Source organism: Streptomyces bambusae (assembly GCF_020532645.1).
Taxonomy (GTDB): Bacteria; Actinomycetota; Actinomycetes; order Streptomycetales; family Streptomycetaceae; genus Streptomyces; species Streptomyces bambusae.
The window spans coordinates 47,015-67,533 of record NZ_JAJAUZ010000022.1 but is presented as its reverse complement, the minus strand read 5'-3'; the positions used below and the strand labels follow the sequence as shown (position 1 = coordinate 67,533).

Annotated in this window: 17 protein-coding genes; 2 read left to right on the top strand and 15 right to left on the bottom strand. The window is 73.7% G+C overall.

Going from position 1 to position 20,519, the window contains the following annotated elements; genetic code table 11:
* Positions 1–64 precede the first annotated feature (64 nt).
* From LG634_RS17525 to LG634_RS17475, 11 genes are all read right to left on the bottom strand, one after another.
* On the bottom strand, positions 65–304 hold the full coding sequence (locus tag LG634_RS17525) for a hypothetical protein (RefSeq protein WP_226734777.1): 240 nt from the start codon (positions 302–304) through the stop codon (positions 65–67).
* Complete coding sequence (gene gatA / locus LG634_RS17520; RefSeq protein WP_226734776.1) at positions 301–1,794, bottom strand: Asp-tRNA(Asn)/Glu-tRNA(Gln) amidotransferase subunit GatA; 1,494 nt, start codon at positions 1,792–1,794, stop codon at positions 301–303. The genes LG634_RS17525 and gatA overlap by 4 nt, the downstream gene beginning before the upstream one ends.
* Before the next feature lie 6 nt (positions 1,795–1,800).
* Positions 1,801–2,097, bottom strand: a complete 297-nt coding sequence (gene gatC / locus LG634_RS17515) for an Asp-tRNA(Asn)/Glu-tRNA(Gln) amidotransferase subunit GatC (RefSeq protein WP_226734775.1) — start codon at positions 2,095–2,097, stop codon at positions 1,801–1,803.
* A gap of 180 nt (positions 2,098–2,277) precedes the next feature.
* Positions 2,278–2,874 carry a CAP domain-containing protein gene (locus LG634_RS17510; RefSeq protein WP_226734774.1) on the bottom strand — a complete coding sequence of 199 codons (597 nt, stop codon included), beginning with the start codon at positions 2,872–2,874 and terminating at the stop codon, positions 2,278–2,280.
* Between the two features lie 156 nt (positions 2,875–3,030).
* Positions 3,031–5,148, bottom strand: coding sequence for a putative bifunctional diguanylate cyclase/phosphodiesterase (locus LG634_RS17505; protein ID WP_372482439.1), 2,118 nt, complete (start codon positions 5,146–5,148; stop codon positions 3,031–3,033).
* A 365-nt stretch (positions 5,149–5,513) separates the two neighbouring features.
* Complete coding sequence (gene ligA / locus LG634_RS17500) at positions 5,514–7,703, bottom strand: NAD-dependent DNA ligase LigA (RefSeq protein WP_226734772.1); 2,190 nt, start codon at positions 7,701–7,703, stop codon at positions 5,514–5,516.
* 21 nt (positions 7,704–7,724) lie between these two features.
* Positions 7,725–8,702, bottom strand: a complete 978-nt coding sequence (locus tag LG634_RS17495) for a methionine synthase (RefSeq protein WP_226734771.1) — start codon at positions 8,700–8,702, stop codon at positions 7,725–7,727.
* 4 nt (positions 8,703–8,706) lie between these two features.
* Entirely contained in the window at positions 8,707–9,396 is a 690-nt protein-coding gene (locus LG634_RS17490; RefSeq protein WP_226734770.1) for an SDR family oxidoreductase, read from the bottom strand.
* Positions 9,397–9,459: 63 nt separating this feature from the next.
* Positions 9,460–9,807, bottom strand: coding sequence for a DUF1330 domain-containing protein (locus LG634_RS17485; RefSeq protein ID WP_226734769.1), 348 nt, complete (start codon positions 9,805–9,807; stop codon positions 9,460–9,462).
* Positions 9,808–9,993: 186 nt separating this feature from the next.
* Entirely contained in the window at positions 9,994–13,380 is a 3,387-nt protein-coding gene (locus LG634_RS17480; RefSeq protein WP_308072533.1) for a S8 family peptidase, read from the bottom strand.
* Positions 13,381–13,511: 131 nt separating this feature from the next.
* On the bottom strand, positions 13,512–14,516 hold the full coding sequence (locus tag LG634_RS17475; RefSeq protein WP_226734767.1) for a GlxA family transcriptional regulator: 1,005 nt from the start codon (positions 14,514–14,516) through the stop codon (positions 13,512–13,514).
* Between the two features lie 165 nt (positions 14,517–14,681).
* On the opposite strand from LG634_RS17475, the gene LG634_RS17470 reads away from it, so the two are divergent.
* On the top strand, positions 14,682–15,605 hold the full coding sequence (locus LG634_RS17470) for an NADP-dependent oxidoreductase (RefSeq protein ID WP_226734766.1): 924 nt from the start codon (positions 14,682–14,684) through the stop codon (positions 15,603–15,605).
* A gap of 74 nt (positions 15,606–15,679) precedes the next feature.
* Here the strand turns inward: LG634_RS17470 and mnmA are convergent, their stop codons facing one another.
* Positions 15,680–16,807 (bottom strand): tRNA 2-thiouridine(34) synthase MnmA, encoded by a 1,128-nt coding sequence (mnmA, locus tag LG634_RS17465; RefSeq protein ID WP_226734765.1) that lies wholly within the window; start codon positions 16,805–16,807, stop codon positions 15,680–15,682.
* 115 nt (positions 16,808–16,922) lie between these two features.
* On the opposite strand from mnmA, the gene LG634_RS17460 reads away from it, so the two are divergent.
* Entirely contained in the window at positions 16,923–17,510 is a 588-nt protein-coding gene (locus LG634_RS17460) for an N-acetylmuramoyl-L-alanine amidase (protein WP_372482438.1), read from the top strand.
* A gap of 40 nt (positions 17,511–17,550) precedes the next feature.
* On the opposite strand, the gene LG634_RS17455 is transcribed toward LG634_RS17460, so the two are convergent.
* The 3 genes from LG634_RS17455 to LG634_RS17445 all read right to left on the bottom strand — a co-directional run bounded on the left by LG634_RS17455 (position 17,551) and on the right by LG634_RS17445 (position 20,434).
* Positions 17,551–18,714, bottom strand: coding sequence for a cysteine desulfurase family protein (locus LG634_RS17455; RefSeq protein ID WP_226734763.1), 1,164 nt, complete (start codon positions 18,712–18,714; stop codon positions 17,551–17,553).
* A 118-nt stretch (positions 18,715–18,832) separates the two neighbouring features.
* Complete coding sequence (locus LG634_RS17450; protein WP_226734762.1) at positions 18,833–19,687, bottom strand: thioesterase family protein; 855 nt, start codon at positions 19,685–19,687, stop codon at positions 18,833–18,835.
* Between the two features lie 90 nt (positions 19,688–19,777).
* Entirely contained in the window at positions 19,778–20,434 is a 657-nt protein-coding gene (locus LG634_RS17445) for a trimeric intracellular cation channel family protein (protein ID WP_226734761.1), read from the bottom strand.
* Between the last annotated feature and the right edge of the window lie 85 nt (positions 20,435–20,519).

Below are 20,519 nucleotides of genomic sequence, written 5' to 3'. Positions count from 1 at the left end.
GTACGCCGCGAGGGCCGCGTCGTACGACAGGAGTTCGGTGACGGTCACTTTGAGACTTTCCCTCTCAGCCCAGCAGGACGTCGTCGTCGCCGAGGCGCTTGAGCTCGCGGTACAGGATCGCGAGGCCGGTGACGATGGCGGCGGCGGACACAACGGCGTCGACCAGCTGCAGCGTGTCGTTCTCGGTGCGGGCCTTGCGGGCCTGCTTGATCACGCTGATGGCACCGAAGGCGGTGGTGCCGATCGACAGGTACGTACCGGACTTGGACTTCTTGAAGCCCTTGGCCTTGGTCAGTGCACTCACAGGGACGGAGCCTCCTCCAGCAGCGGGTGACCCCAGCGCGCGACGAAGGCGGCCTCGACGGCGGCACCGACCTTGTAGAGACGGTCGTCCTTCATCGCCGGGGCGATGATCTGCAGACCGACCGGGAGACCGTCCTCGGGTGCCAGGCCGCACGGGAGCGACATGGCCGAGTTGCCGGCCAGGTTGGTCGGGATGGTGCACAGGTCCGCGAGGTACATCGCCATCGGGTCGTCGGCGCGCTCGCCGATCGCGAAGGCGGTGGTCGGAGTGGTCGGGGAGACGATCACGTCGACCTGCTCGAAGGACTTCTCGAAGTCCTGCGTGATGAGCGTGCGGACCTTCTGGGCCGAGCCGTAGTACGCGTCGTAGTAGCCGGAGCTGAGCGCGTACGTGCCGAGGATGATGCGGCGCTTGACCTCGTCGCCGAAGCCGGCCTCGCGGGTCAGCGCGGTGACGTCCTCGGCGGACTTGGTGCCGTCGTCGCCGACCCGCAGGCCGTAGCGCATGGCGTCGAACCGGGCCAGGTTCGAGGAGCACTCGGACGGCGCGATCAGGTAGTACGCGGCGAGCGCCAGGTCGAAGGACGGGCAGTCCAGCTCGACGATCTCGGCGCCGAGCTCCTTGAGCAGCTCGACCGACTCGTCGAAGCGCTGCACGACGCCGGCCTGGTAGCCCTCGCCGCGGAACTGCTTGACGACGCCGACGCGCATGCCGGCGACCGAGCCGTTGCGGGCGGCCTCGACGACCGGCGGGACCGGGGCGTCGATGGAGGTGGAGTCCATCGGGTCGTGGCCGGCGATGACCTCGTGCAGCAGGGCCGCGTCCAGGACCGTGCGGGCGCACGGGCCGCCCTGGTCGAGGGAGGAGGAGAAGGCGACCATGCCGTAGCGGGAGACGCCGCCGTAGGTCGGCTTGACGCCGACGGTGGCGGTGACGGCCGCGGGCTGGCGGATCGAGCCGCCGGTGTCGGTGCCGATGGCCAGCGGGGCCTCGTAGGCGGCGAGGGCCGCGGAGGAGCCGCCGCCGGAGCCGCCGGGGATCCGGGTGAGGTCCCACGGGTTGCCGGTGGGGCCGTAGGCGCTGTTCTCGGTGGAGGACCCCATGGCGAACTCGTCCATGTTGGTCTTGCCGAGGATGACGACGTCGGCTTCCTTCAGCCTGCGCGTCAGGGTGGCGTCGTACGGCGGGATCCAGCCTTCGAGGATCTTCGATCCCACCGTGGTCGGGATGCCCTTGGTGGTGAAGATGTCCTTGAGCGCGAGCGGGACGCCGGCCAGCGGGCCGAGCTTCTCGCCGGCGGCGCGCTTCGCGTCGACGGCGCGGGCCTGGGCCAGCGCGCCCTCGGTGTCGACGTGCAGGAAGGCGTGCACCTTCTCGTCGACGGCGGCGATGCGGGCCAGGTGGGCTTCGGTGACCTCGACGGCGGTCAGTTCACCGGAGGCGATCTTCTCCGCGATCTCGGCGGCCGTGAGCTTGATGATCTCGGTCATGACGGGTTAGTCCTCCCCCAGGATCTGCGGCACCTTGAAACGCTGCTGCTCCTGGGCGGGGGCTCCGGAGAGCGCCTGCTCGGGGGTGAGCGACGGGCGGACCTCGTCCGCGCGCATGACGTTCGTCAGCGGCAGCGGGTGGGAGGTCGGCGGGACGTCTTGGTCGGCGACCTCGGAGACGCGGGCGACCGCGCCGATGATGTCGTCCAGCTGTCCGGCGAAGTGATCCAGCTCCGCGGGCTTCAGCTCCAGACGCGCCAGCCGAGCGAGGTGGGCGACCTCCTCGCGCGTGATGCCAGGCATGCAGCGATCCTCTGAGGGTGGTGTGTGTGTAGGTTTCGGGCCCAATCCTATGGGGCGGGGCCCGCACTCCACGAAACGGTTTGGCGGGAGCCGTGGGCACGGCCCCCGCCGGACCGCTTCCGGACCACTTCCGGATCGCCCGGCCGGCAGGTGGATCACCGGTCCGGGAGGGGCCGTCGGTCAGCGGCGGGTGCCGAAGTTCTGGACCCACCAGGGACCGTTGCCCTTGAGGTTGACGCCCACGCCGATGTCCTTGTAGCGGCAGTTCAGGATGTTGGCGCGGTGGCCGGGGCTGTCCATCCAGCCGGCCATCGCCCTGGCCGGGGTGCGGGGGCTCTTGTAGATGTTCTCGCCCCAGGACGACCAGCGGTAGCCGGCCTTGGTCATGCGGTCGCCCGCGCTGCGGCCCTCGGGGCTGGTGTGGGAGTAGTAGTTGCGCCTGGCCATGTCGTCGGCGTGCGCCTGGGCGGCCTTCATCAGGCGCTTGTCGGCGCGCAGCGGGGCGCAGCCGGCCCGGCGCCGCTCGGCGTTGGCGAGCTCGACGACCTTCTTGGCGTACCGCTCGGCCTTGGTGGCGGGGGCGGCCGGGGCCGCGGGTATCGCGGCCGGGCGGCCGGCGGGCCGGTCGGCGGCGGTGCCCGCGTGGCCGGCGGCGGGCCACAGGAACGCGGCCGCGGTGGCGGCCGAGGCGACGGCGGCCACGGAGAGGAGGGTCGTACGGCCCCGGGAGCGGCGGTGGCGGGCGGGGGCGGGGTGGCGGTCGTCGTGCTGGGGCATGGGACTCCGTTCTCTGGTTCCACCGGGGTGTCCGGCTACAGAGGGAGACCCGCCCCAGGCGTGCAGACAACACTTTTTTCGTATGTATTTCTCGATACGGGCCTCCCGGCACGGGCCGGGCCCGCCCCGGGAGGCACCGCAGGACTGCGGCCGGACCTACGGCAGGGCCCGCCGGACCCGGTCGGCGGTTTCGGCGGCGGAGGAGGCGGCCAGTTCGGCGGTGACGTCGGCGGGGCGGCGCCAGCCGCGTTCGCCGCGGGCCAGCAGCCAGGCGGTGGCCTCGGCCGGCGGCATGGCGGCGGCCACCAGCCAGCCCTGTACGGCGTCGCAGCCGAGGTCGCGCAGCCGCTCCCAGGTCTCGTCGTCCTCGACGCCCTCGGCGACGACGAGCAGGCCCAGCGAGTGGGCCAGGTCGACGGTGCAGCGGACGATCTCCGCGTCCTGGGCGTCCACGGCGAGCCGGGCCACGAACGAGCGGTCGATCTTCAGCTCGCTGACCGGCAGCCGGCGCAGGTGCACCAGGGAGGAGTAGCCGGTGCCGAAGTCGTCGAGGGACATCTTCACGCCGTGGCCGGTGAGCCCGGCCATGGTGTCGGCGGCCCGCTGCGGGTCCTCCAGCAGGACGTGCTCGGTTATCTCCAGCTGGAGGGCGCCCGCGGGCACCCCGTGGCGGGCCAGCCGGGCGGCGACCGCGCCGGCGAAGCCCGGGGTGTGGACGTCCCGCGGGGACACGTTGACGGCGACCGGCACCTTCAGGCCCTGGGCGCGCCAGCGGGCGACCTGGGCGAGGGCGGTCTCCAGGACGTACTCGGTCAGGTGCGGCATCAGGCCGGAGGTCTCGGCGATGGCGATGAACTCGTCCGGGGGGACCCGGCCGCGCTCCGGGTGCACCCAGCGGACCAGCGCCTCCAGCCCGGCGACCTGCCCGTCGAAGCGGACCTTGGGCTGGTAGTGGAGTTCCACCTCGGAGGCGTCGAGGGCGCGGCGCAGGTCGCCGAGGAGGCCGAGCCGGTCGGGCGTGTTGCTGTCCCGCTTGGACTCGTACACCTCGACTCCGGTGCGGTCCCGCTTGGCCTGGTACATGGCCACGTCCGCGCGGCGCAGCAGGCCTTCGGCGTCGAGGGCGTGGTCGGGGAAGACGGCGAGGCCGGCGCTGGCCTCCAGGACGAGGGTGAGGCCGTCGAGGTCGAGCGGGGAGCTGAGTTCGGCGACGAGGTGGCGGGCGACCCGCTGGGCGCTGGTCGTGGAGTCGGCGACGGGCAGCAGGACGGCGAACTCGTCGCCGCCGAGCCGGGCCGCCTCGGCGTGCCGGGGCAGGGCGAGGCGGAGCCGTTCGGCGATCTGGAGCAGCAGCCGGTCGCCGGCCAGGTGGCCGAGGGTGTCGTTGACGGCGCGGAAGCGGTCCAGGTCGATGAGGACGAGGGCGGACCGGGTGCCGATACGTTCAGCCTCGTCCAGGGCGGTCCAGGCGCGCTCCAGCAGCCAGGACCGGTTGGGCAGGCCGGTGAGCGGGTCGCGCAGCTGCTCCTCGGCGCGGGCCCGGGCGATCCACAGGGTGGAGTCGAGGGCGATGAGGGGGACGGCGAACAGCGGCAGCAGCACCGGCAGGGTGACGGCGACGACGCAGATCAGCGGGGCGATGCCGAGCAGGGCGACGGCGACGAGGGCCTGGCGGAGCATCGCGGTGCGGGCGACGGTGGGCAGCCCGCCGCGGCGCGGGGCGAGGGTGCACCAGAGCAGGGCGCGGGTGACGAGGAGGTAGGCGAGGGCGACGAGCACCACCTCGGGTGCGGCGGCCGGTTCCCAGCCGGTGGGCAGCCAGGGTTCCTCGACGGTCGGGGTGTCGCCGAAGGCGGCGAGGACGAGGGCGCCCGCGCCGATGCCGAGGACGTCGACGGCGCCGTGCAGAAGGCCCTGCCGCCAGCGGTGCCGGCGGGCCGCGCCGACCAGGGAGACCACGGAGAGGCTGACCAGCCCGGCGGGTACCCAGCCGTAGAGGAGCAGGACGCCGAGGGTGAGGGCGGCGCCGGATCCGGTGCCGCCCCACCAGCGGTCGCGGCCGAGGGCCACGAGGTGGCCGACGATGATGCCGGTGAGCAGGGCCAGGGACCAGCCGACGGTGGCGCCGGGGAACAGGGCCCGGCCGTCGCCGATCGCGCGGACGACTCCGGCGACCAGGACGACCACGGCGGCGGCGATGACGGCGACCGGCAGCACGGCGCTGCGCCCGGTCCCCGTGTCGAGCGGGTGGGCGTCGGGTGCCTTCGGCCCCAGCACGCCGAGCCGTCCGCCCCGCAGGAACGGGAGCCCCCCGCCGAAATCAGGTGACGGGTCGGCGTTTTCGGTCGGTTTCATGCCCGTCCCTCTCACAGCCGGCAATGCCGATGCCCACGCGATGGCCCGATGTCATGCCATCACGGCCGGATTTGCACCTCGCAGCCGTGCACGACAGGCGCACCCCTCAACAGTAGGCCGCAGCAGGCTCCCAGGGGCAGCGGTCGGCAGTGGTTGCCCGAATGCGACCCAGCCATCCTCATCAGTACGGTATCCGCCGAACGGGTGAGGGCGGACCAGGACCCCCCTGTCACCCATCTGATGATCCGACAGCTAAGGGGTGCCTGGCCAGTCCCGTGCGGGCACTATTCCCCCTCAACCGGAAGGGCGGCTTCGCGGGCGGCGTCCGGTCCCTGCTCCAGCAGCACGGCGAAGCCGGCGTCGTCGAGCACGGGCAGCTTCAGCTGCATCGCCTTGTCGTACTTGGAGCCGGGGTTGTCGCCGACGACCACGAAGGACGTCTTCTTGGAGACCGAACCGGTGACCTTGGCGCCCCGGCTCTGCAGGGCCTCCTTGGCGCCGTCGCGGGTGTGGTCCTGCAGGGTTCCGGTGACCACGACGGTCAGCCCCTCCAGCGGCCGCGGGCCCTCCTCCTCGGCGGAACCTTCCTCCTCCATCCGGACGCCGGCCGCGCGCCACTTGCGCAGGATCTCCTGGTGCCAGTCCACGGCGAACCACTCCTTGAGAGAGGCCGCGATGATGGCGCCCACGCCCTCGGTGGCGGTGAGTTCCTCCTCGGTGGCCTGCTCGATCCGCTCGATGGAGCGGAACTCGCGGGCCAGCGCCTCGGCGGCGACCGGGCCGACGTGCCGGATGGACAGGCCGTTGATGATGCGGGCCAGCGGGCGGTCCTTGGCCGCCTCGATGTTCGCGAGCATCGCCAGGGTGTTCTTCTTCGGCTCGCCGTCCTGGGTGGCGAAGACCGTGACGATCTTCTCCTCGCCGGTCTTCGGGTCCCTCTTGGGCAGCCCGCTGTCCGGATCGAGCACGTACGCCTTGATGGGCAGCAGCTGTTCGACCGTCAGATCGAACAGGTCGCCCTCGTCGCGCACCGGCGGCACCGCCGGCTCCAGCGGGCGGGTGAGCGCGGCCGCGGCCACCGCGCCGAAGTTCTCGATGTCCAGGGACTGCCGGCCGCCGAGGTAGAACAGCCGCTCGCGCAGCTGGGCGGGGCAGGTCTGCCCGTTGGGGCACCGCAGGTCGATGTCCCCCTCCTTCATGGCCCGCAGCGGGGTCCCGCACTCCGGGCACTCGGCGGGCATCACGAACTCCCGCTCGGTGCCGTCGCGCAGGTCGACCACCGGGCCGAGGATCTCGGGGATGACGTCACCGGCCTTGCGCAGCACGACGGTGTCGCCGATCAGCACGCCCTTGGCCTTGACCACCTCCTGGTTGTGCAGGGTGGCGAACTCGACCTCGGAGCCGGCCACCTGCACCGGCTCCACCTGCGCGTACGGGGTGACCCGGCCGGTGCGGCCGACGCCGACCTTGATGTCGACCAGCCGGGTGTTGACCTCCTCCGGCGCGTACTTCCAGGCGATCGCCCAGCGCGGGGCGCGCGCCGTGGAGCCGAGCCGGCCCTGGAGCGGGATCTCGTCGAGCTTGACGACCACGCCGTCGATCTCGTGCTCGACCGAGTGCCGGTTCTCGCCGAAGTACGCGATGAACTCCCGGACCTCGCCGAGGGAGCCGACCACCCGGTTGTGCCGGGCGGTGGGCAGTCCCCACTCGTGCAGCAGCTCGTACGCCTGCGACAGCCGGTCGATGACCAGGCCGTCGCGGGCGCCGATGCCGTGCACCACCATGTGCAGCGGGCGGGTGGCGGTGACCTTCGGGTCCTTCTGGCGCAGCGATCCGGCGGCCGCGTTGCGCGGGTTGGCGAACGGCTTGTCGCCGGCCTCCACCAGACGGGCGTTCAGCTCCTCGAACTTCTCCATCGGGAAGAAGACCTCGCCGCGGATCTCGACGAGGGCCGGGACGCGGTCGCCCGTGAGCCGGTCGGGGATCTCGGCGATCGTCCGCACGTTCGGCGTGATGTCCTCGCCGGTGCGGCCGTCGCCGCGGGTGGCGGCCCGGACCAGCCGGCCGTTCTCGTACGTCAGGTTGACCGCGAGGCCGTCCACCTTCAGCTCGCACAGGTAGTGGAAGGCGCCGCCCGCGTCCCGTGCCACCCGCTCGGCCCAGGCGGACAGCTCCTCGTCGTCGAAGGCGTTGTCGAGGGAGAGCATCCGCTCGCGGTGCTCGACGGCCGCGAAGTCCGTCGCGTACGCCCCCGCCACCTTCTGGGTGGGCGAGTCGGGGGTGCGCAGCTCGGGGAACTCCTCTTCCAGCGCCTCCAGGGAGCGCAGCAGCCGGTCGAACTCGGCGTCGCTGACCACCGGCTGGTCGCTCACGTAGTACCGGAAGCGGTGCTCCTCGACCTGTTCGGCGAGCAGGGCGTGCCGCTCACGCGCCTCCACCGGTACCGCGTCGCCCTGCTGCTGTTCGGCTGCCATGCCCGTCCTCCCGTTGAACCGTCACTCAGGGTTGTCGGCGAGCGACCTCGCCGCCCGGACGCAATGGGCCTGTACCGCACGCGCGTAGGCGGGCGAAGCACCCGCCAGACCGCACGACGGGGTGACCACCACGGACTCCGCGAGGGTCCCCGGGGACAGTCCCAGCCTGCGCCAGAGCTTCCTGACACCCATGACGCTACCGGCCGGGTCCGACAACGGGCCGTCGGTGCCGGGGACCACACCGGCGAAGAGCCGCGTGCCGCCTTCGACGGCTTCGCCGATCGCCTCGTCCTCGCGCTCCGTGAGCAGTGCGAAATCGAACGAGATGCCCGTGGCGCCGGCCCGGCGCAGCAGGGCGAACGGCACGGCGGGCGCGCACGAGTGCACGGTCACCGGGCCGTCGTGGACGGCGAACAGGTCCCGCAGGGTGCCCTCCACGACCTGCCGGTCCACCGCCCGGTGGGTCCGGTAGCCGCTGGCGGTCTTCACCTGGCCGCGCAGCACCGCGGTCAGCGAGGGCTCGTCGAACTGGAGCACGATCTCGGCGCCGGGGATCCGCTTGCGGACGTCGGCGAGGTGGCCGTGCAGGCCCTCGGCGAGCGAGCCGGCCAGGTCGCGGCAGGCCCCGGCGTCCTGGAGCACGGCCTCGCCGCCGCGCAGTTCGAGGGCGGCGGCCAGCGTCCACGGGCCGACGGCCTGCACCTTGAGCGGGCCGCTGTAGCCCTGGGTGAACTCCTCCAGCGCGTCGAGGTCCTCGCCGAGCCAGGACCGGGCCCGCCGGGTGTCCCGGCCGGGCCGGTCGCTGATCCGCCAGCCGCTCGGCTCGACGTGCGCGTACATGTCGACGAGCAGCCCGAGGGAGCGGCCGATCATGTCGGCGCCGGGGCCGCGGGCGGGCAGTTCGGCAAGGTACGGGAACTCCTCGAAGGTCCCCGTCACGGTCTTGGCGGCCTCGCGCGCGTCCCCGCCGGGCAGCGAGCCGACTCCGGTGGCGGTCATCGGCTCAGCGCCCCGGCCGTACGGTCAGGTCGTTGACCTCGGCGTCGCGCGGCAGGTCGATGGCCATCACGACGGTGGTGGCCACGGACTCGGGGTCGATCCAGGCCGCCGGGTCGTACTCCCTGCCCTCCTGGGAGTGCACCTTGGCCTGCATCGGGGTGGCGGTGCGGCCCGGGTAGACGGAGGTGACGCGGACGCCGTTGGGCTTCTCCTCGTGGCGCAGCGAGTCGGCGAGGGCCTTGAGGCCGTGCTTGGAGGCGGCGTACGCGCTCCACTCGGCGTGCGCGTTGAGGCCGGCGCCGGAGTTGACGTAGACGACGTGGCCCTGGGCGGCGCGCAGCGAGGGCAGCAGCAGCCGGGTGAGTTCGGCGGGGGCGATCAGGTTCACGTTGAGCTGCTGGTGCCAGGTCTTGGGGCGGAGTTCGCCGACCGGGCCGAGGTCGACGATGCCGGCGACGTGCAGCAGGGAGTCGAGCCGGTCGGGCAGCGCCTGGTGGGAGAACGCCCAGGAGATCCGGTCCGGGTCGGCGAGGTCGGCGACGAGCGCCCGGGAGCCGGGGAAGCGGGCGGTGAGCTCCTTGCCGCGGGCGGCGTCGCGGGCGAGCAGCACCAGGTCGTCGCCGCGCTCGTGCAGCCGGCGCGCGACGGCGGCGCCGATGCCCGAGCCGGCACCGGTGATCAGATGAGTAGCCATGCCCCCATGCTCGCACCCCGGGCGGGCCCGGCCGGCCGGGGTGCGAGCACCGGCCGGCCCGGGTCAGCCCTGCTGCGCCGTCGCCCGCAGTGCGGCGGCCCGCCGGGCCGGGTCGTAGCCGGCGGGGACGCCCTCGACGAGGACGGCCTCGGCGGCCATGTGCCGGGTGCGCAGCGGCAGGATCTCCTGGTAGGCCGGGGAGGCGTACCAGGCGCGGGCGGCTTCGATGTCAGGGAAGGCGATGACGACCACGGTGCCCTCCCAGGGGCCTTCGACCACCTCGACCTCGGCGCCGTGCACCAGGAAGCGGCCGCCGAACGGGTCGAGGGTGGCCTGGATCCGCTCGATGTACTCGATGATCTCGGCGTGCGGCTGCCGGGGGCGCAGGTGGGCGATCGCGTAGGCGGGCATGCGTCTCTCCTCGGTTGCGGTGGCACCGTCCCGCGCGGTCCGCGGGGCGTACGCCGATCCTGCCGGGGCGGGCCGGGGCGGTCGATTACTCCGGAGGTCATGGCCGGTGGCCGGCCCCGGCCGGCGGCGGACGTGGCGGAGCCCGCCGGAGCCCTGCTCCGGCGGGCCCGCGGGGTGCGGGAGGGGTCAGCCCGCGCAGTAGGCGTTGACGATGGTCACGTCGCCCTTGTTGCCGTTCCTGTCCTCGACCACGGCGCGCAGCGAGACCGCCTTGCCCTTGGCCGGGTTCTTCACGGACACCCTGCCGTCCTTCACGGTCAGCTTCTTCCAGGTGTAGCCGCCGTCCGTGGAGGCGTACACCGCGAGGGACTTCAGGCCCTTCCCGCCGGCCGGGCCCTGCACGGTCAGCGGGATGGCGACGGTGCGGCCGGCCGGGGAGGTGCCGTCCAGGGCGACCTCCGGGGCGAAGCGGACCACGGAGACCGGCAGCGGCGTCTCCTTGGTGGTCTTCGCCGAGCGGAACCACCAGGCGGCCTTGATCCGGGTGGAGACCATGGACAGCGCGGGGCTGCGGTCCACGGTGGTGGTCAGCTTGTACGCGGCGTCACCGGCCGGGACCTTGAACGAGCCGCCGGTCAGAGGGTCGTTGTTGCGCCCGACGGGCACGCCGTTGCGGTACAGGACCGTGTCGGCCTTGGTGACCTCGCTGCCGCCGAGGTGGCCGGCGCCGTCCGCGAAGAGCGGCAGGGAGGCGACGATCTCGTCGCGGACCCGGTTGATGCCGAACCCGCCCCCGACGAGGGGGCCGAACACCGCGGTGTTGAACGTCTCCCGGTACGTCTTCCCGCTCTGGTAGACCCGCGGCGCGATGGTCTGGTACGAGGCCTCCACCAGCGGGAAGCCCTCGGCGTCCTTGCCCCCGCTCTGGTCGAAGTAGGTGTCCCACTTCACGCCGTCCTGCGCGGACAGGTGCAGGGTGGTGGTCCCGGGCAGCGGGCGCGGGACCGAGGCCGAGGTGGCTCCGGCGGCCTGCGGCAGCCAGCCGAGGGAGGTGAGCACGCCCTGCTTTCCGGTGGCCGCGACGCCCTGGGCTACCTTGACGGTGGCCAGTTCGGCGGCCTTCAGGTGCTTGGTGTAGCCGTCCGCGAGCCGCCTGACCGGGCCGCCGAGCACCACGTGGTACTCGTCGGCCGCGCCCCGCATCCAGTGCCCGTCGAACTGCTGCGAGAGGCTCCCGGCCGGTACGTCGGGGCCCTGCTGGGTCATGCGGAAGTTCCGGTACGAGTCCAGCCACCAGCCGAACGACATCCAGCCGCCGCTCGTGGTCACGGTGTAGCCGGGCGCCGCGAAGGCGGACACGGCGTCGGCCGCGGGGACGGTGATGTCCACGGGCTTGGCGGTCCGGGCGTCCACGGTCAGGGTCGTGTTGCGGCTGATGTCGAGCCGGGGCCGGGCGATCCAGTCGATGCCGGGCTGGGCGGCTTCCGGGTCGTCGATCGCGGCGGAGTTCATCAGGTAGCCGCCGCGGGGGACGCGGAGGGTGCCGGTGCCGGACGGGTCGTAGATGCCGTAGCGGCGGTCGGCGGCGGGGCCGGACACGCCGATCAGGGTGGTGTCGGCGTACTTCGCGGGCTTGCCGTCGCGGCCGATGTGCTTGACCGTCACGTCGTACGACTCGACCTCGCGGTCCACGGCGGCCGCGGTGCGCACGCTCTGGCCGCCGCCGGTGGCGGTGACGTACGCGCTGTACGCGCCGTCCTTGGTGCCGCCGGGCCGGGTGTCGGCGGTCACCGGGACACTGGCGGTGCCGCCGGCGGGGACGGTGACCTGGCGGGCGCCGAGGGTGAAGAAGCCCTTGGGGGCCGGCTTGTTGTCGGGGCCGGTGGCCCGGACGGCCAGCGTGAGGGTGACCGGGGCGCTGCCGAGGTTGCGGTAGGTGAGGTTCTTGGTGACCGGCTTGTCGTCCTGGTGCGGCCACTGCCGGACGCCGAAGCCGAGGGAGACGGGTTCGGCGATCACCTGCTGCCCGAGGGCGCGGTCGACGGCGATCCGGCCGCTGCCCTGCTGGAAGGCGGTGTACGCGCCGCCCTTGGTGGAGGCCGTCAGCACGCCCTTGAGCCGGTCGGCCTTCCACTGCGGGTGCTGCTGCTTGAGCAGGGCGGCGGCGCCGGCGGCGTGCGGGGTGGCCATGGAGGTGCCGGAGATGGACAGGTAGCCGGGCGGGTTCTGGCCCACCTCGCGCTCGATGAGGCTGCCGGGGGCGGCGGCCGCGGTGATGTCCACGCCGGGTGCGGTGACGTCGGGCTTGAGGCCGCCGTCGCCGGTGCGCGGGCCGGTGCTGGAGAACGGGGCGAGCACGTCCTTGTCGTCGACGGCGCCGACGGTCAGGGCGGCTTCGGCGCTGCCCGGGGAGTCGACGGTGCCGGCGCCGGGGCCGCTGTTGCCGGCGGCGACGGCGAACAGGACGCCCTTGTCGGCGCTCAGCTTGTTCACGGCGGCTTCGAGGGGGTCGAGCTGCGGGGTGTCGCCGCCGCCGAGGCTCAGGTTGATGATGTCGGCGCCCTCGGCGACGGCCCATTCGAAGCCGGCGAGGATGCCGGAGTCGTCGCCGGACCCGCCGTCGTCGAGGACCTTGCCGGCGAGCACCTTGGCGCCGGGTGCGACACCCTTCAGCCGGCCTCCGGAGGCGGCGCCGGTGCCGGCGGCGATGGAGGCGACGTGGGTGCCGTGGCCGACGCGGTCCTTGGTGTCGGCGGACCGGGTGAAGTTCTTGGCGGCGAGCACCTGGCCGGCGAGGTCGGGGTGGGTGGCGTCGACGCCGGTGTCGAGGACGGCGATCTTGACGCCCTTGCCGTCGTAGCCGGCGGCCCAGGCCTTGTCGGCGCCGATCTGCCGGGTGCTCTTGTCGAGGCCGGCCTTGCGGATGCCGTCCAGCCAGATCCGGGCGATGCCGGCGGCCGCGGTGCGGCTGCCGGTGGCGCGCTGCCTGTCGGTGAGGGCTTCCCAGACGGCGGCCGCGCCCTGCGGACCGGCGCTGACGGCCTCGGCGCCCAGGGTGCGGAAGGTGTGCCGGACGTCGGTGTCGCCGGCGTTGCGCAGCGCGGCGCGGGCGGCCGGGGCGGCGCCCTGGTAGCCGATGATCAGCCGGAGCCGGTCGCCGTGGGAGGCGCGGTACTCGGGGCGGCTGAGTTCGGTGACGTCGAAGAGCCGGGCGTCGAGGGTGCCGTCGGCGATCAGGCGCCGGGCGTCGTAGGGCACGACGCGGGTGTGGGTGCCGTCGCGTTCGACGGACACGGGTATCCGGGCCCGGCCGGGGGCCCGCTCCAGCCCGACGGGCCGGCCCTGGCCGTCGACGACCACGCGGTCGCCGGTGACGAGGGTGATGCGGGTGAGCCCCTTGCGGGCGGTGCCGGTGTCTGCGGCGGCGGGGAGCGGATCGGCGGTGTGGACGGTCTGGGCCGCGGACGGGGTGGTCAGTCCCGCCAGCAGGGCCACAGCGGCGGCCGCGGCGACACCCGCCGCGGACGCCCTCTTCAGTTCTTTACGCAATTCATCCCCCGGATGAGAGGTCATCGCGCGGAGGGCGGGGATCGCCCCCCGGAAGCGGCAGTATCACCCTCACGGGGGAATTGCTCAACAACGTGTCCGAATAAGACAGTTGAGGAAGAAGGGACTCCGGTGCCCGGCTCGTACGGCCGTTCCGGTCAGGCCGCGGCCCGGGCCTGGAAGGTCCTGCGGTAGGCGACCGGCGACACGCCGAGCGCCGTACGCATGTGCTGGCGCAGCGAGTTGGCCGAACCGAACCCTGCCCGGTGGGCCACCAGGTCCACCGGCAGGTCGCTCGACTCCAGCAGCTGCCGGGCGAGTTCGATGCGCTGGGCGGTCAGCCACTGGACCGGGGTGAGCCCGGCCTCCTCGCGGAACCGGCGGGTGAAGGTGCGCAGGCTCATCCGGGCGTGCTCGGCGAGCTGCGCCAGCGACAGCGGCTCGCCGAGGTGCTCCAGGGCCCAGGCCCGGGTGGCGGCGGTGGTGGCCAGGACGGGCTCCGGCACCGGCCGGTCGATGTACTGGGCCTGGCCGCCGTCCCGCCAGGGCGGTACGACACAGATCCGGGCGGCCCGGTTGGCGACGGCAGCGCCGTGGTCGCGGCGGATGAGGTGCAGGCAGAGGTCGACGCCGGCCGCCACGCCAGCGGAGGTGAGCACATCCCCGTCGTCGACGAACAGGACCTCCTCGTCGACGTTGACCTTGGGGTAGGCGCGCCGGAACTCGGGGGCGAGGTTCCAGTGGGTGGTGGCGGGCCGGCCGTCGAGCAGCCCGGCGGCGGCCAGCACGTAGGACCCGGAGCAGATGGACACCAGCCGGGTGCCGGGCCGGATCGCCGCGATGGCGGCGGTGACCTCGGGGGGCAGCGGTCCGCCCTCCCCCAGCTCGGGCATGGCGTGGGTGGGCGGGACGATCACGGTGTCGGCGGCGGCGAGGGCCTCGGGGCCGGCCGCGGGCAGCACGGTGAACCCGGCGTCGCTGAGCACCGGCCCGCCGTCGGCGGTGCAGACGGTGACCTCGTAGAGCACCCGGCCGGTCGCGTCCATGGCACTGCCGAAGACCCGCGAGGGCATGCCCAGCTCGAAGGGCGGGACGCCGGGAAGGGCGAGGACGGCGACGCGATGGACGGCAGGTGCGGTGGTTTCGGCGGGCTCCGGGGTCATGGCCAGATTCTGTCACATAGTGGCCATCCGGCCAGTACCGCGCCGGGGCAGGCGCAGCCATGCTGGTCTCACCGCCGCGGAAAGCAGGGTGAAAGCCCCGAAAAACCGCGGAACGCTCGCAGGAAAACCCCTGCGGACCTTCGACTTCTTTTTGGGAGACCTGCCATGCGTGCCGTCGTCGTCAACCAGTGGGGCGGACCCGAGACCCTGACCGTGGCCGAGCTCGACCGGCCCGCCCCCGGCCTCGGCGAGGTCCTGGTCCGTGTCCACGCGGCCGGCGTCAACCCGGTGGACTGGAAGACCCGGGCCACCGGCGGCCTGATCGAGTGGGGCGCGGTCCCGGCCGTCGGCTGGGACGTGTCCGGCACCGTCGAGGCCGTCGGCCCCGGCGTGACCGTCTTCCGTCCCGGCGACGAGGTCTTCGGCATGCCGCTGTTCCCCCGCCAGGCGGGCGGCTACGCCGAGTACGTGGTGGCCCCGGCCCGGCACCTCGCCCCCAAGCCGGAGTCCCTGACCCATGTGGAGGCCGCGGCCCTGCCGCTGGCCGCGCTGACCGCCTGGCAGGCCCTGGTGGACACCGCCGGCGTGCAGCCCGGGCAGCGGGTGCTGGTGCACGCGGCGGCCGGCGGCGTCGGCCACTTCGCGGTGCAGATCGCCAAGGCCCTCGGCGCGTACGTGATCGGCACGGCCAGTGCCGGCAAGCACGACCTGGTGCGCTCGCTCGGTGCCGACGAGGTCGTCGACTACCGCACGGTCCGTTTCGAGGACGTGGTGTCCGACGTGGACGTGGTCCTGGACGGGCTCGGCGGCGAGACCGCGGAGCGCTCCCTGAAGGTGCTCCGCCCCGGCGGCCGCCTGATCGTCCTGCCCGGCCCGGACGACGTCCCGGCCGAGACCGGCGCGGTGCGCGCCGAGTGGATGCTGGTGGACCCCGACCACCTGGGCCTGCGGGAGATCGCGGCGCTGGTCGGGCGCGGCGCGCTGAAGCCGGTGGTCGAGGCGGTGCTCCCGCTCGCGGAGGCCGCGAAGGCGCACGAGCTGGGCGAGCAGGGCCGCACCACCGGCAAGATCGTCCTCTCGGTGGCCTGACCCGCTGCCCGCCCTGCGGGAACACGAACGCCGCTGCCGTCCGGAGCCCGGACGGCAGCGGCGTTCCGTGCGTCTCAGACCGCGGCCGCGGCCCGGGTGGTGGTGGCGATGGTGGCGGAGCCGACCACGCGGGTGCCGTCGTACAGGACGATCGCCTGGCCGGGGGCGACGCCGCGGACCGGCTCGGTGAAGGTGACCTGCAGCTCGCCGTCGACGACCTCGGCGTGCACCTCGGTCTCGCCGCCGTGGGCGCGCAGCTGCGCCGTGTACGTGCCGGGGGCCGCCGGGACGGCGCCGCACCAACGGGGCTTGATCGCGGTCAGCGCGGAGACGTCGAGGGCCTCGGCGGGGCCGACCGTGACGGTGTTGTCGACCGGCGAGATGTCCAGGACGTAGCGCGGCTTGCCGTCGGGGGCCGGGTGGCCGATCCGCAGGCCCTTGCGCTGGCCGATGGTGAACCCGTACGCGCCCTCGTGGCTGCCGAGCCGGTTGCCGTCCTCGTCGACGATGTCGCCCTCGGCCTTGCCGAGCCGCTTGGCGAGGAAGCCCTGGGTGTCGCCGTCCGCGATGAAGCAGATGTCGTGGCTGTCGGGCTTCTTGGCGACGGCCAGGCCCCGGCGCTCGGCCTCGGCCCGGATCTCGTCCTTGGTGGTGATCGTGTCGCCGAGCGGGAAGAGGGCGTGGGCCAGCTGCTTCTCGTCGAGGACGCCCAGCACGTACGACTGGTCCTTGGCCATGTCGGAGGCCCGGTGCAGCTCGCGCGAGCCGTCCGGGTTCTCGACGACGGTGGCGTAGTGGCCGGTGCAGACGGCGTCGAAGCCGAGGGCGAGGGCCTTGTCGAGCAGCGCGGCGAACTTGATCTTCTCGTTGCAGCGCAGGCACGGGTTGGGGGTGCGGCCGGCCTCGTACTCCGCGATGAAGTCCTCGACCACGTCCTCGCGGAACCGCTCGGCGAGGTCCCAGCAGTAGAACGGGATGCCGATGACGTCGGCGGCCCGGCGGGCGTCCCGGGAGTCCTCGATCGTGCAGCAGCCGCGGGCACCGGTCCGGAAGGACTGCGGGTTGGCGGAGAGCGCGAGGTGGACGCCGGTCACGTCGTGCCCGGCCTCGACGGCGCGGGCGGCGGCGACGGCGGAGTCCACACCGCCGGACATGGCGGCGAGGACGCGGAGGGGGCGGCGCGGCTGCGGGTTCTGAGTCATAGCACCCACCAGAGTACGGGGGGAACCGTGCGGCGGGCACGGGCGTTCTTATTCGGCGGAGGTGGTGGGGGTGGGCCGCAGCAGGCGGGGACGGCGCGTGGTGCTGATCACGGGCATGGGTGTGCTGGCCGGAGTGGCGGTGGCCGGGCGGGACGACATCTCCCGGGGCTACTGGATGCTGCCCGGGGTGTCCGTACCGCGCACCGAGGGCGAGCTCGACCACAAGGGCGCCCGCTGGACCGCCGCCTCGCCGGCGAACTGGCGGCTGGCCGACCGGCCGAGGGACTACCGGATCGACCGGATCGTGGTGCATGTCACGCAGGGCGGCTTCGCCGGCTCCGTGGACGCGTTCCGGAATCCCTGGCACAAGGCCTCGGCGCACTACATCGTGCGCGGGGACGGGCACGTCCGGCAGATGGTGCGCGAGCTGGACGTGGCGTTCCACGCGAACAACCGGAGCATGAACGAGCGGAGCGTCGGCATCGAGCACGTCGGCTTCGTGGACCGGCCGCAGGACTTCACGGCCGCCCTGTACGAGGCGTCGGCCCGGCTGGCCGCGGACGTCTGCCGCCGGTACGGCATCCCGGCCGACCGGCGGCACATCGTGGGCCACAGCGAGGTCCCGGGAGCCGACCACACGGACCCCGGCCCGCACTGGGACTGGGACCGCTACCTGGAGCTGATCCGGCGCCGGCTCGGCTGACGGCCGACGGACCCCGCCCGGTCCACACGGCCTGCGGGACTCAGCTGAGGCCCGCCGCCCGGGCCCGGTCCACGGCCGGGCCGATGGCGGCGGCCAGGGCGGCCACGTCCGCGCGGGTGGAGGTGTGGCCGAGGGAGAAGCGGAGGGTGCCGCGGGCCAGGTCGGGGTCGGTGCCGGTGGCCAGCAGGACGTGGCTGGGCTGGGCGACGCCGGCGGTGCAGGCCGAGCCGGTGGAGCACTCGATGCCCTGGGCGTCGAGCAGCAGCAGGAGCGAGTCGCCCTCGCAGCCGGGGAAGCTGAAGTGGGCGTTGGCCGGGAGCCGGTCGTGCGGGTCGCCGCCGAGGACGGCGTCCGGCACCGCGGCGAGCACCGCGGCGACCAGCTCGTCGCGGAGCGCGCCGATCTCGCGGGCGAACGCCTCGCGCCGCTCCGCGGCCAGGGTCGCGGCCACCGCGAAGGCGGCGACGGCGGGCACGTCGAGGGTGCCGGAGCGGACGTGCCGCTCCTGGCCGCCGCCGTGCAGCACGGGCACCGGGGTCTGGTCGCGGCCGAGCAGCAGGGCGCCGATGCCGTACGGGCCGCCGATCTTGTGGCCGCTGACGGTCATGGCGGCGAGCCCGCTGGCCTGGAAACCGACGTCGAGCTGCCCGAAGGCCTGGACGGCGTCGGAGTGCACGGGGATGCCGTACTCCCGGCCGGCGGCCGCGATGTCGGCGACCGGCAGCACGGTGCCGATCTCGTTGTTGGCCCACATGACGGTGGCCAGGGCCACGTCGGCGGGGTTGCGCTCGACGGCCTCGCGGAAGGCCTCGGGGTGCACCCGGCCGTACCGGTCGACGGGCAGGAACTCGACGGTGGCGCCCTCGTGGGTGGCCAGCCAGTCCACGGCGTCGAGGACCGCGTGGTGCTCGACGGGGCTGGCGAGGATCCGGGTGCGGGCCGGGTCGGCGTCCCGGCGGGCCCAGTACAGGCCCTTGACGCCGAGGTTGTCGGCTTCGGTGCCGCCGGAGGTGAAGACGACCTCGCTGGGCCGGGCGCCGACGGCCTCGGCCAGCGCCTCTCTGGCCTCCTCGACGGTTCGGCGGGCCCGGCGGCCGGCGGCGTGGAGGGAGGAGGCGTTGCCGGTGACCGCGAACTGGGCGGTCATCGCCTCGGCGGCCTCCGGCAGCATCGGAGTGGTCGCGGCGTGGTCGAGGTAGGCCATGATTACCGGATTCTACGGTCGCCGCCGCGCCGGGTGTACGGGCGGCCCGGCCAATCCGGGGCCGCCCGCGCGGGCCGGTCCGGGCGGCCGGGTCCCGGCGGACCCGGCCGACGGCCCGTCAGGTGCGCGGGGCGCGGGCCAGCTGGCGGGACTGGGCGACCAGGCGGTCGGCGGAGTCCCAGACCTCGGCGTCCTCCTCCAGGAACCCGCCGGCCAGGTTGCGGGTGGTGATCGAGACCCGCAGCGGGCCGGGCGCCGGCAGGGCGCGGATGTGGGTGGTCAGCTCCACGGTGGGGGCCCAGCCGATCAGGCCCATCTCGAAGGCGGTGGGCGGCAGCGCGTCGACCGCGAGCAGCAGGCTCAGCGGGTCGGCGTCGCGGCCGTCGGCCAGCGCGAACCAGGCGCGCATCTCGCCGCGCCCGGACGGGGCGCCGACGGCCCAGCCGGCCGTGGTGGGGTCCAGCCGCAGCCGCAGCCGGTCGACGATGGCGGAGCTGCCGGGGATCGGGGCCGGGCCGGCGTCCGCGCCCAGGCAGTGCTCGTAGGCCGGGATGTCGGGCTGCGCGGCGGTGGTGTGCACGTCGGCGGGCAGGGCGGTGAGGTCGCCGTACGAGGCGAGGACGCGGATGCGCTCGACCTCGGCGCCGTTCTCGTCGTACTGGAAGAGGGAGGCCTGGCCGGTGGAGAGGGTCTTGCCGGCGCGGACCAGCTCGGTGCGGATGACGGCGGGACCCGGCACGGAGGCGCTGAGGTAGTGGGCCGAGACCGTGATCGGGTCGCGGTGCGGCAGGTACTCGGAGAGCGCCCGGCCGACCAGCGCGAGCAGGTAGCCGCCGTTGACGGCGGTGATGATCGTCCACCCGGCGGACAGGTCCGCGTCGAAGACGCCGGGCTCGGCCGCGCCGCGCGGCCTCACGCTGGTGTCCCGGTCGAACTCGCTGTCGCCGATCGTTGCCTGGATTGCCTGGGTCATGGGAACGACGCTACACCCGCTTGCTACTAAGCGGTAGCTTTTCTTTGAGACCGACCGCCACCGGCAGCGACCGGGGCCGGCCCGGACCGCTCAGACCTCTTCGGCCACCGAGGAGCGGCGGTTCCACGCCAGCGGCGCCCGCCAGTGGTAGCGCATCGCCAGCAGCCGCAGCACGAACGTGGTCACGGCGGCCAGCCCGCCCGTGACGGCGTTCATCATGTCGAAGCCGATGAAGAGGGCCACCATGGTCGCGCCCACGATCGCGGGTACGGCGTACATCTCGCGGTCGCGCAGCAGCGAGGGGACGTCGTTGGCGAGCACGTCGCGCAGCACGCCGCCGCCGACCGCGGTGGCCAGGCCGAGGGCGGCCGACGCGGTCAGGCCGAGCCCGTACTCGTAGGCCTTGGTGGTGCCGGTGACGCAGAACAGGCCGAGGCCGGCCGCGTCGAAGACGTTGATGGCGCGGTTGATCCGCTGGACCTCGGGGTGCAGGAAGAAGACGATCGCGGCCGCGATGAGCGGGGTCACGAAGAAGCTCAGCTCGCTGAAGGCGGCCGCGGGCACGGCGCCGATCACCACGTCGCGGAAGAGGCCGCCGCCGAGGGCGGTGACGAGGGCCAGCACGGCGATGCCGAAGATGTCGAAGTTCTTGCGGACCGCCAGCAGGGCGCCGGCGGTGGCGAAGACGAAGATGCCCGCGAGGTCCAGCACGTGCTGGACGTCCGGAGGGAAGAGTTCCTGTACCACCCCCCAATTGTGCGGGCTGCGGACCGGGCCCCCGGACGACGGCGGCGGCGGGGCGGAATCGATCCGCCCCGCCGCCGGGTGCCGG

Excerpts from the sequence above, each read along its gene's own strand:
- gatA (WP_226734776.1), bottom strand. The coding sequence starts at position 1,794 with ATGACCGAGATCATCAAGCTCACGGCCGCCGAGATCGCGGAGAAGATC.
- LG634_RS17495 (WP_226734771.1), bottom strand. The coding sequence starts at position 8,702 with ATGACCGCCACCGGAGTCGGCTCGCTGCCCGGCGGGGACGCGCGCGAG.
- LG634_RS17450 (WP_226734762.1), bottom strand. The coding sequence starts at position 19,687 with ATGACCCAGGCAATCCAGGCAACGATCGGCGACAGCGAGTTCGACCGG.
- LG634_RS17490 (WP_226734770.1), bottom strand. The coding sequence starts at position 9,396 with ATGGCTACTCATCTGATCACCGGTGCCGGCTCGGGCATCGGCGCCGCC.
- LG634_RS17480 (WP_308072533.1), bottom strand. The coding sequence starts at position 13,380 with ATGACCTCTCATCCGGGGGATGAATTGCGTAAAGAACTGAAGAGGGCG.
- gatC (WP_226734775.1), bottom strand. The coding sequence starts at position 2,097 with ATGCCTGGCATCACGCGCGAGGAGGTCGCCCACCTCGCTCGGCTGGCG.
- LG634_RS17485 (WP_226734769.1), bottom strand. The coding sequence starts at position 9,807 with ATGCCCGCCTACGCGATCGCCCACCTGCGCCCCCGGCAGCCGCACGCC.
- LG634_RS17510 (WP_226734774.1), bottom strand. The coding sequence starts at position 2,874 with ATGCCCCAGCACGACGACCGCCACCCCGCCCCCGCCCGCCACCGCCGC.
- ligA (WP_226734772.1), bottom strand. The coding sequence starts at position 7,703 with ATGGCAGCCGAACAGCAGCAGGGCGACGCGGTACCGGTGGAGGCGCGT.
- LG634_RS17455 (WP_226734763.1), bottom strand. The coding sequence starts at position 18,714 with ATGGCCTACCTCGACCACGCCGCGACCACTCCGATGCTGCCGGAGGCC.
- LG634_RS17475 (WP_226734767.1), bottom strand. The coding sequence starts at position 14,516 with ATGACCCCGGAGCCCGCCGAAACCACCGCACCTGCCGTCCATCGCGTC.
- LG634_RS17470 (WP_226734766.1), top strand. The coding sequence starts at position 14,682 with ATGCGTGCCGTCGTCGTCAACCAGTGGGGCGGACCCGAGACCCTGACC.
- LG634_RS17460 (WP_372482438.1), top strand. The coding sequence starts at position 16,923 with ATGGGTGTGCTGGCCGGAGTGGCGGTGGCCGGGCGGGACGACATCTCC.
- mnmA (WP_226734765.1), bottom strand. The coding sequence starts at position 16,807 with ATGACTCAGAACCCGCAGCCGCGCCGCCCCCTCCGCGTCCTCGCCGCC.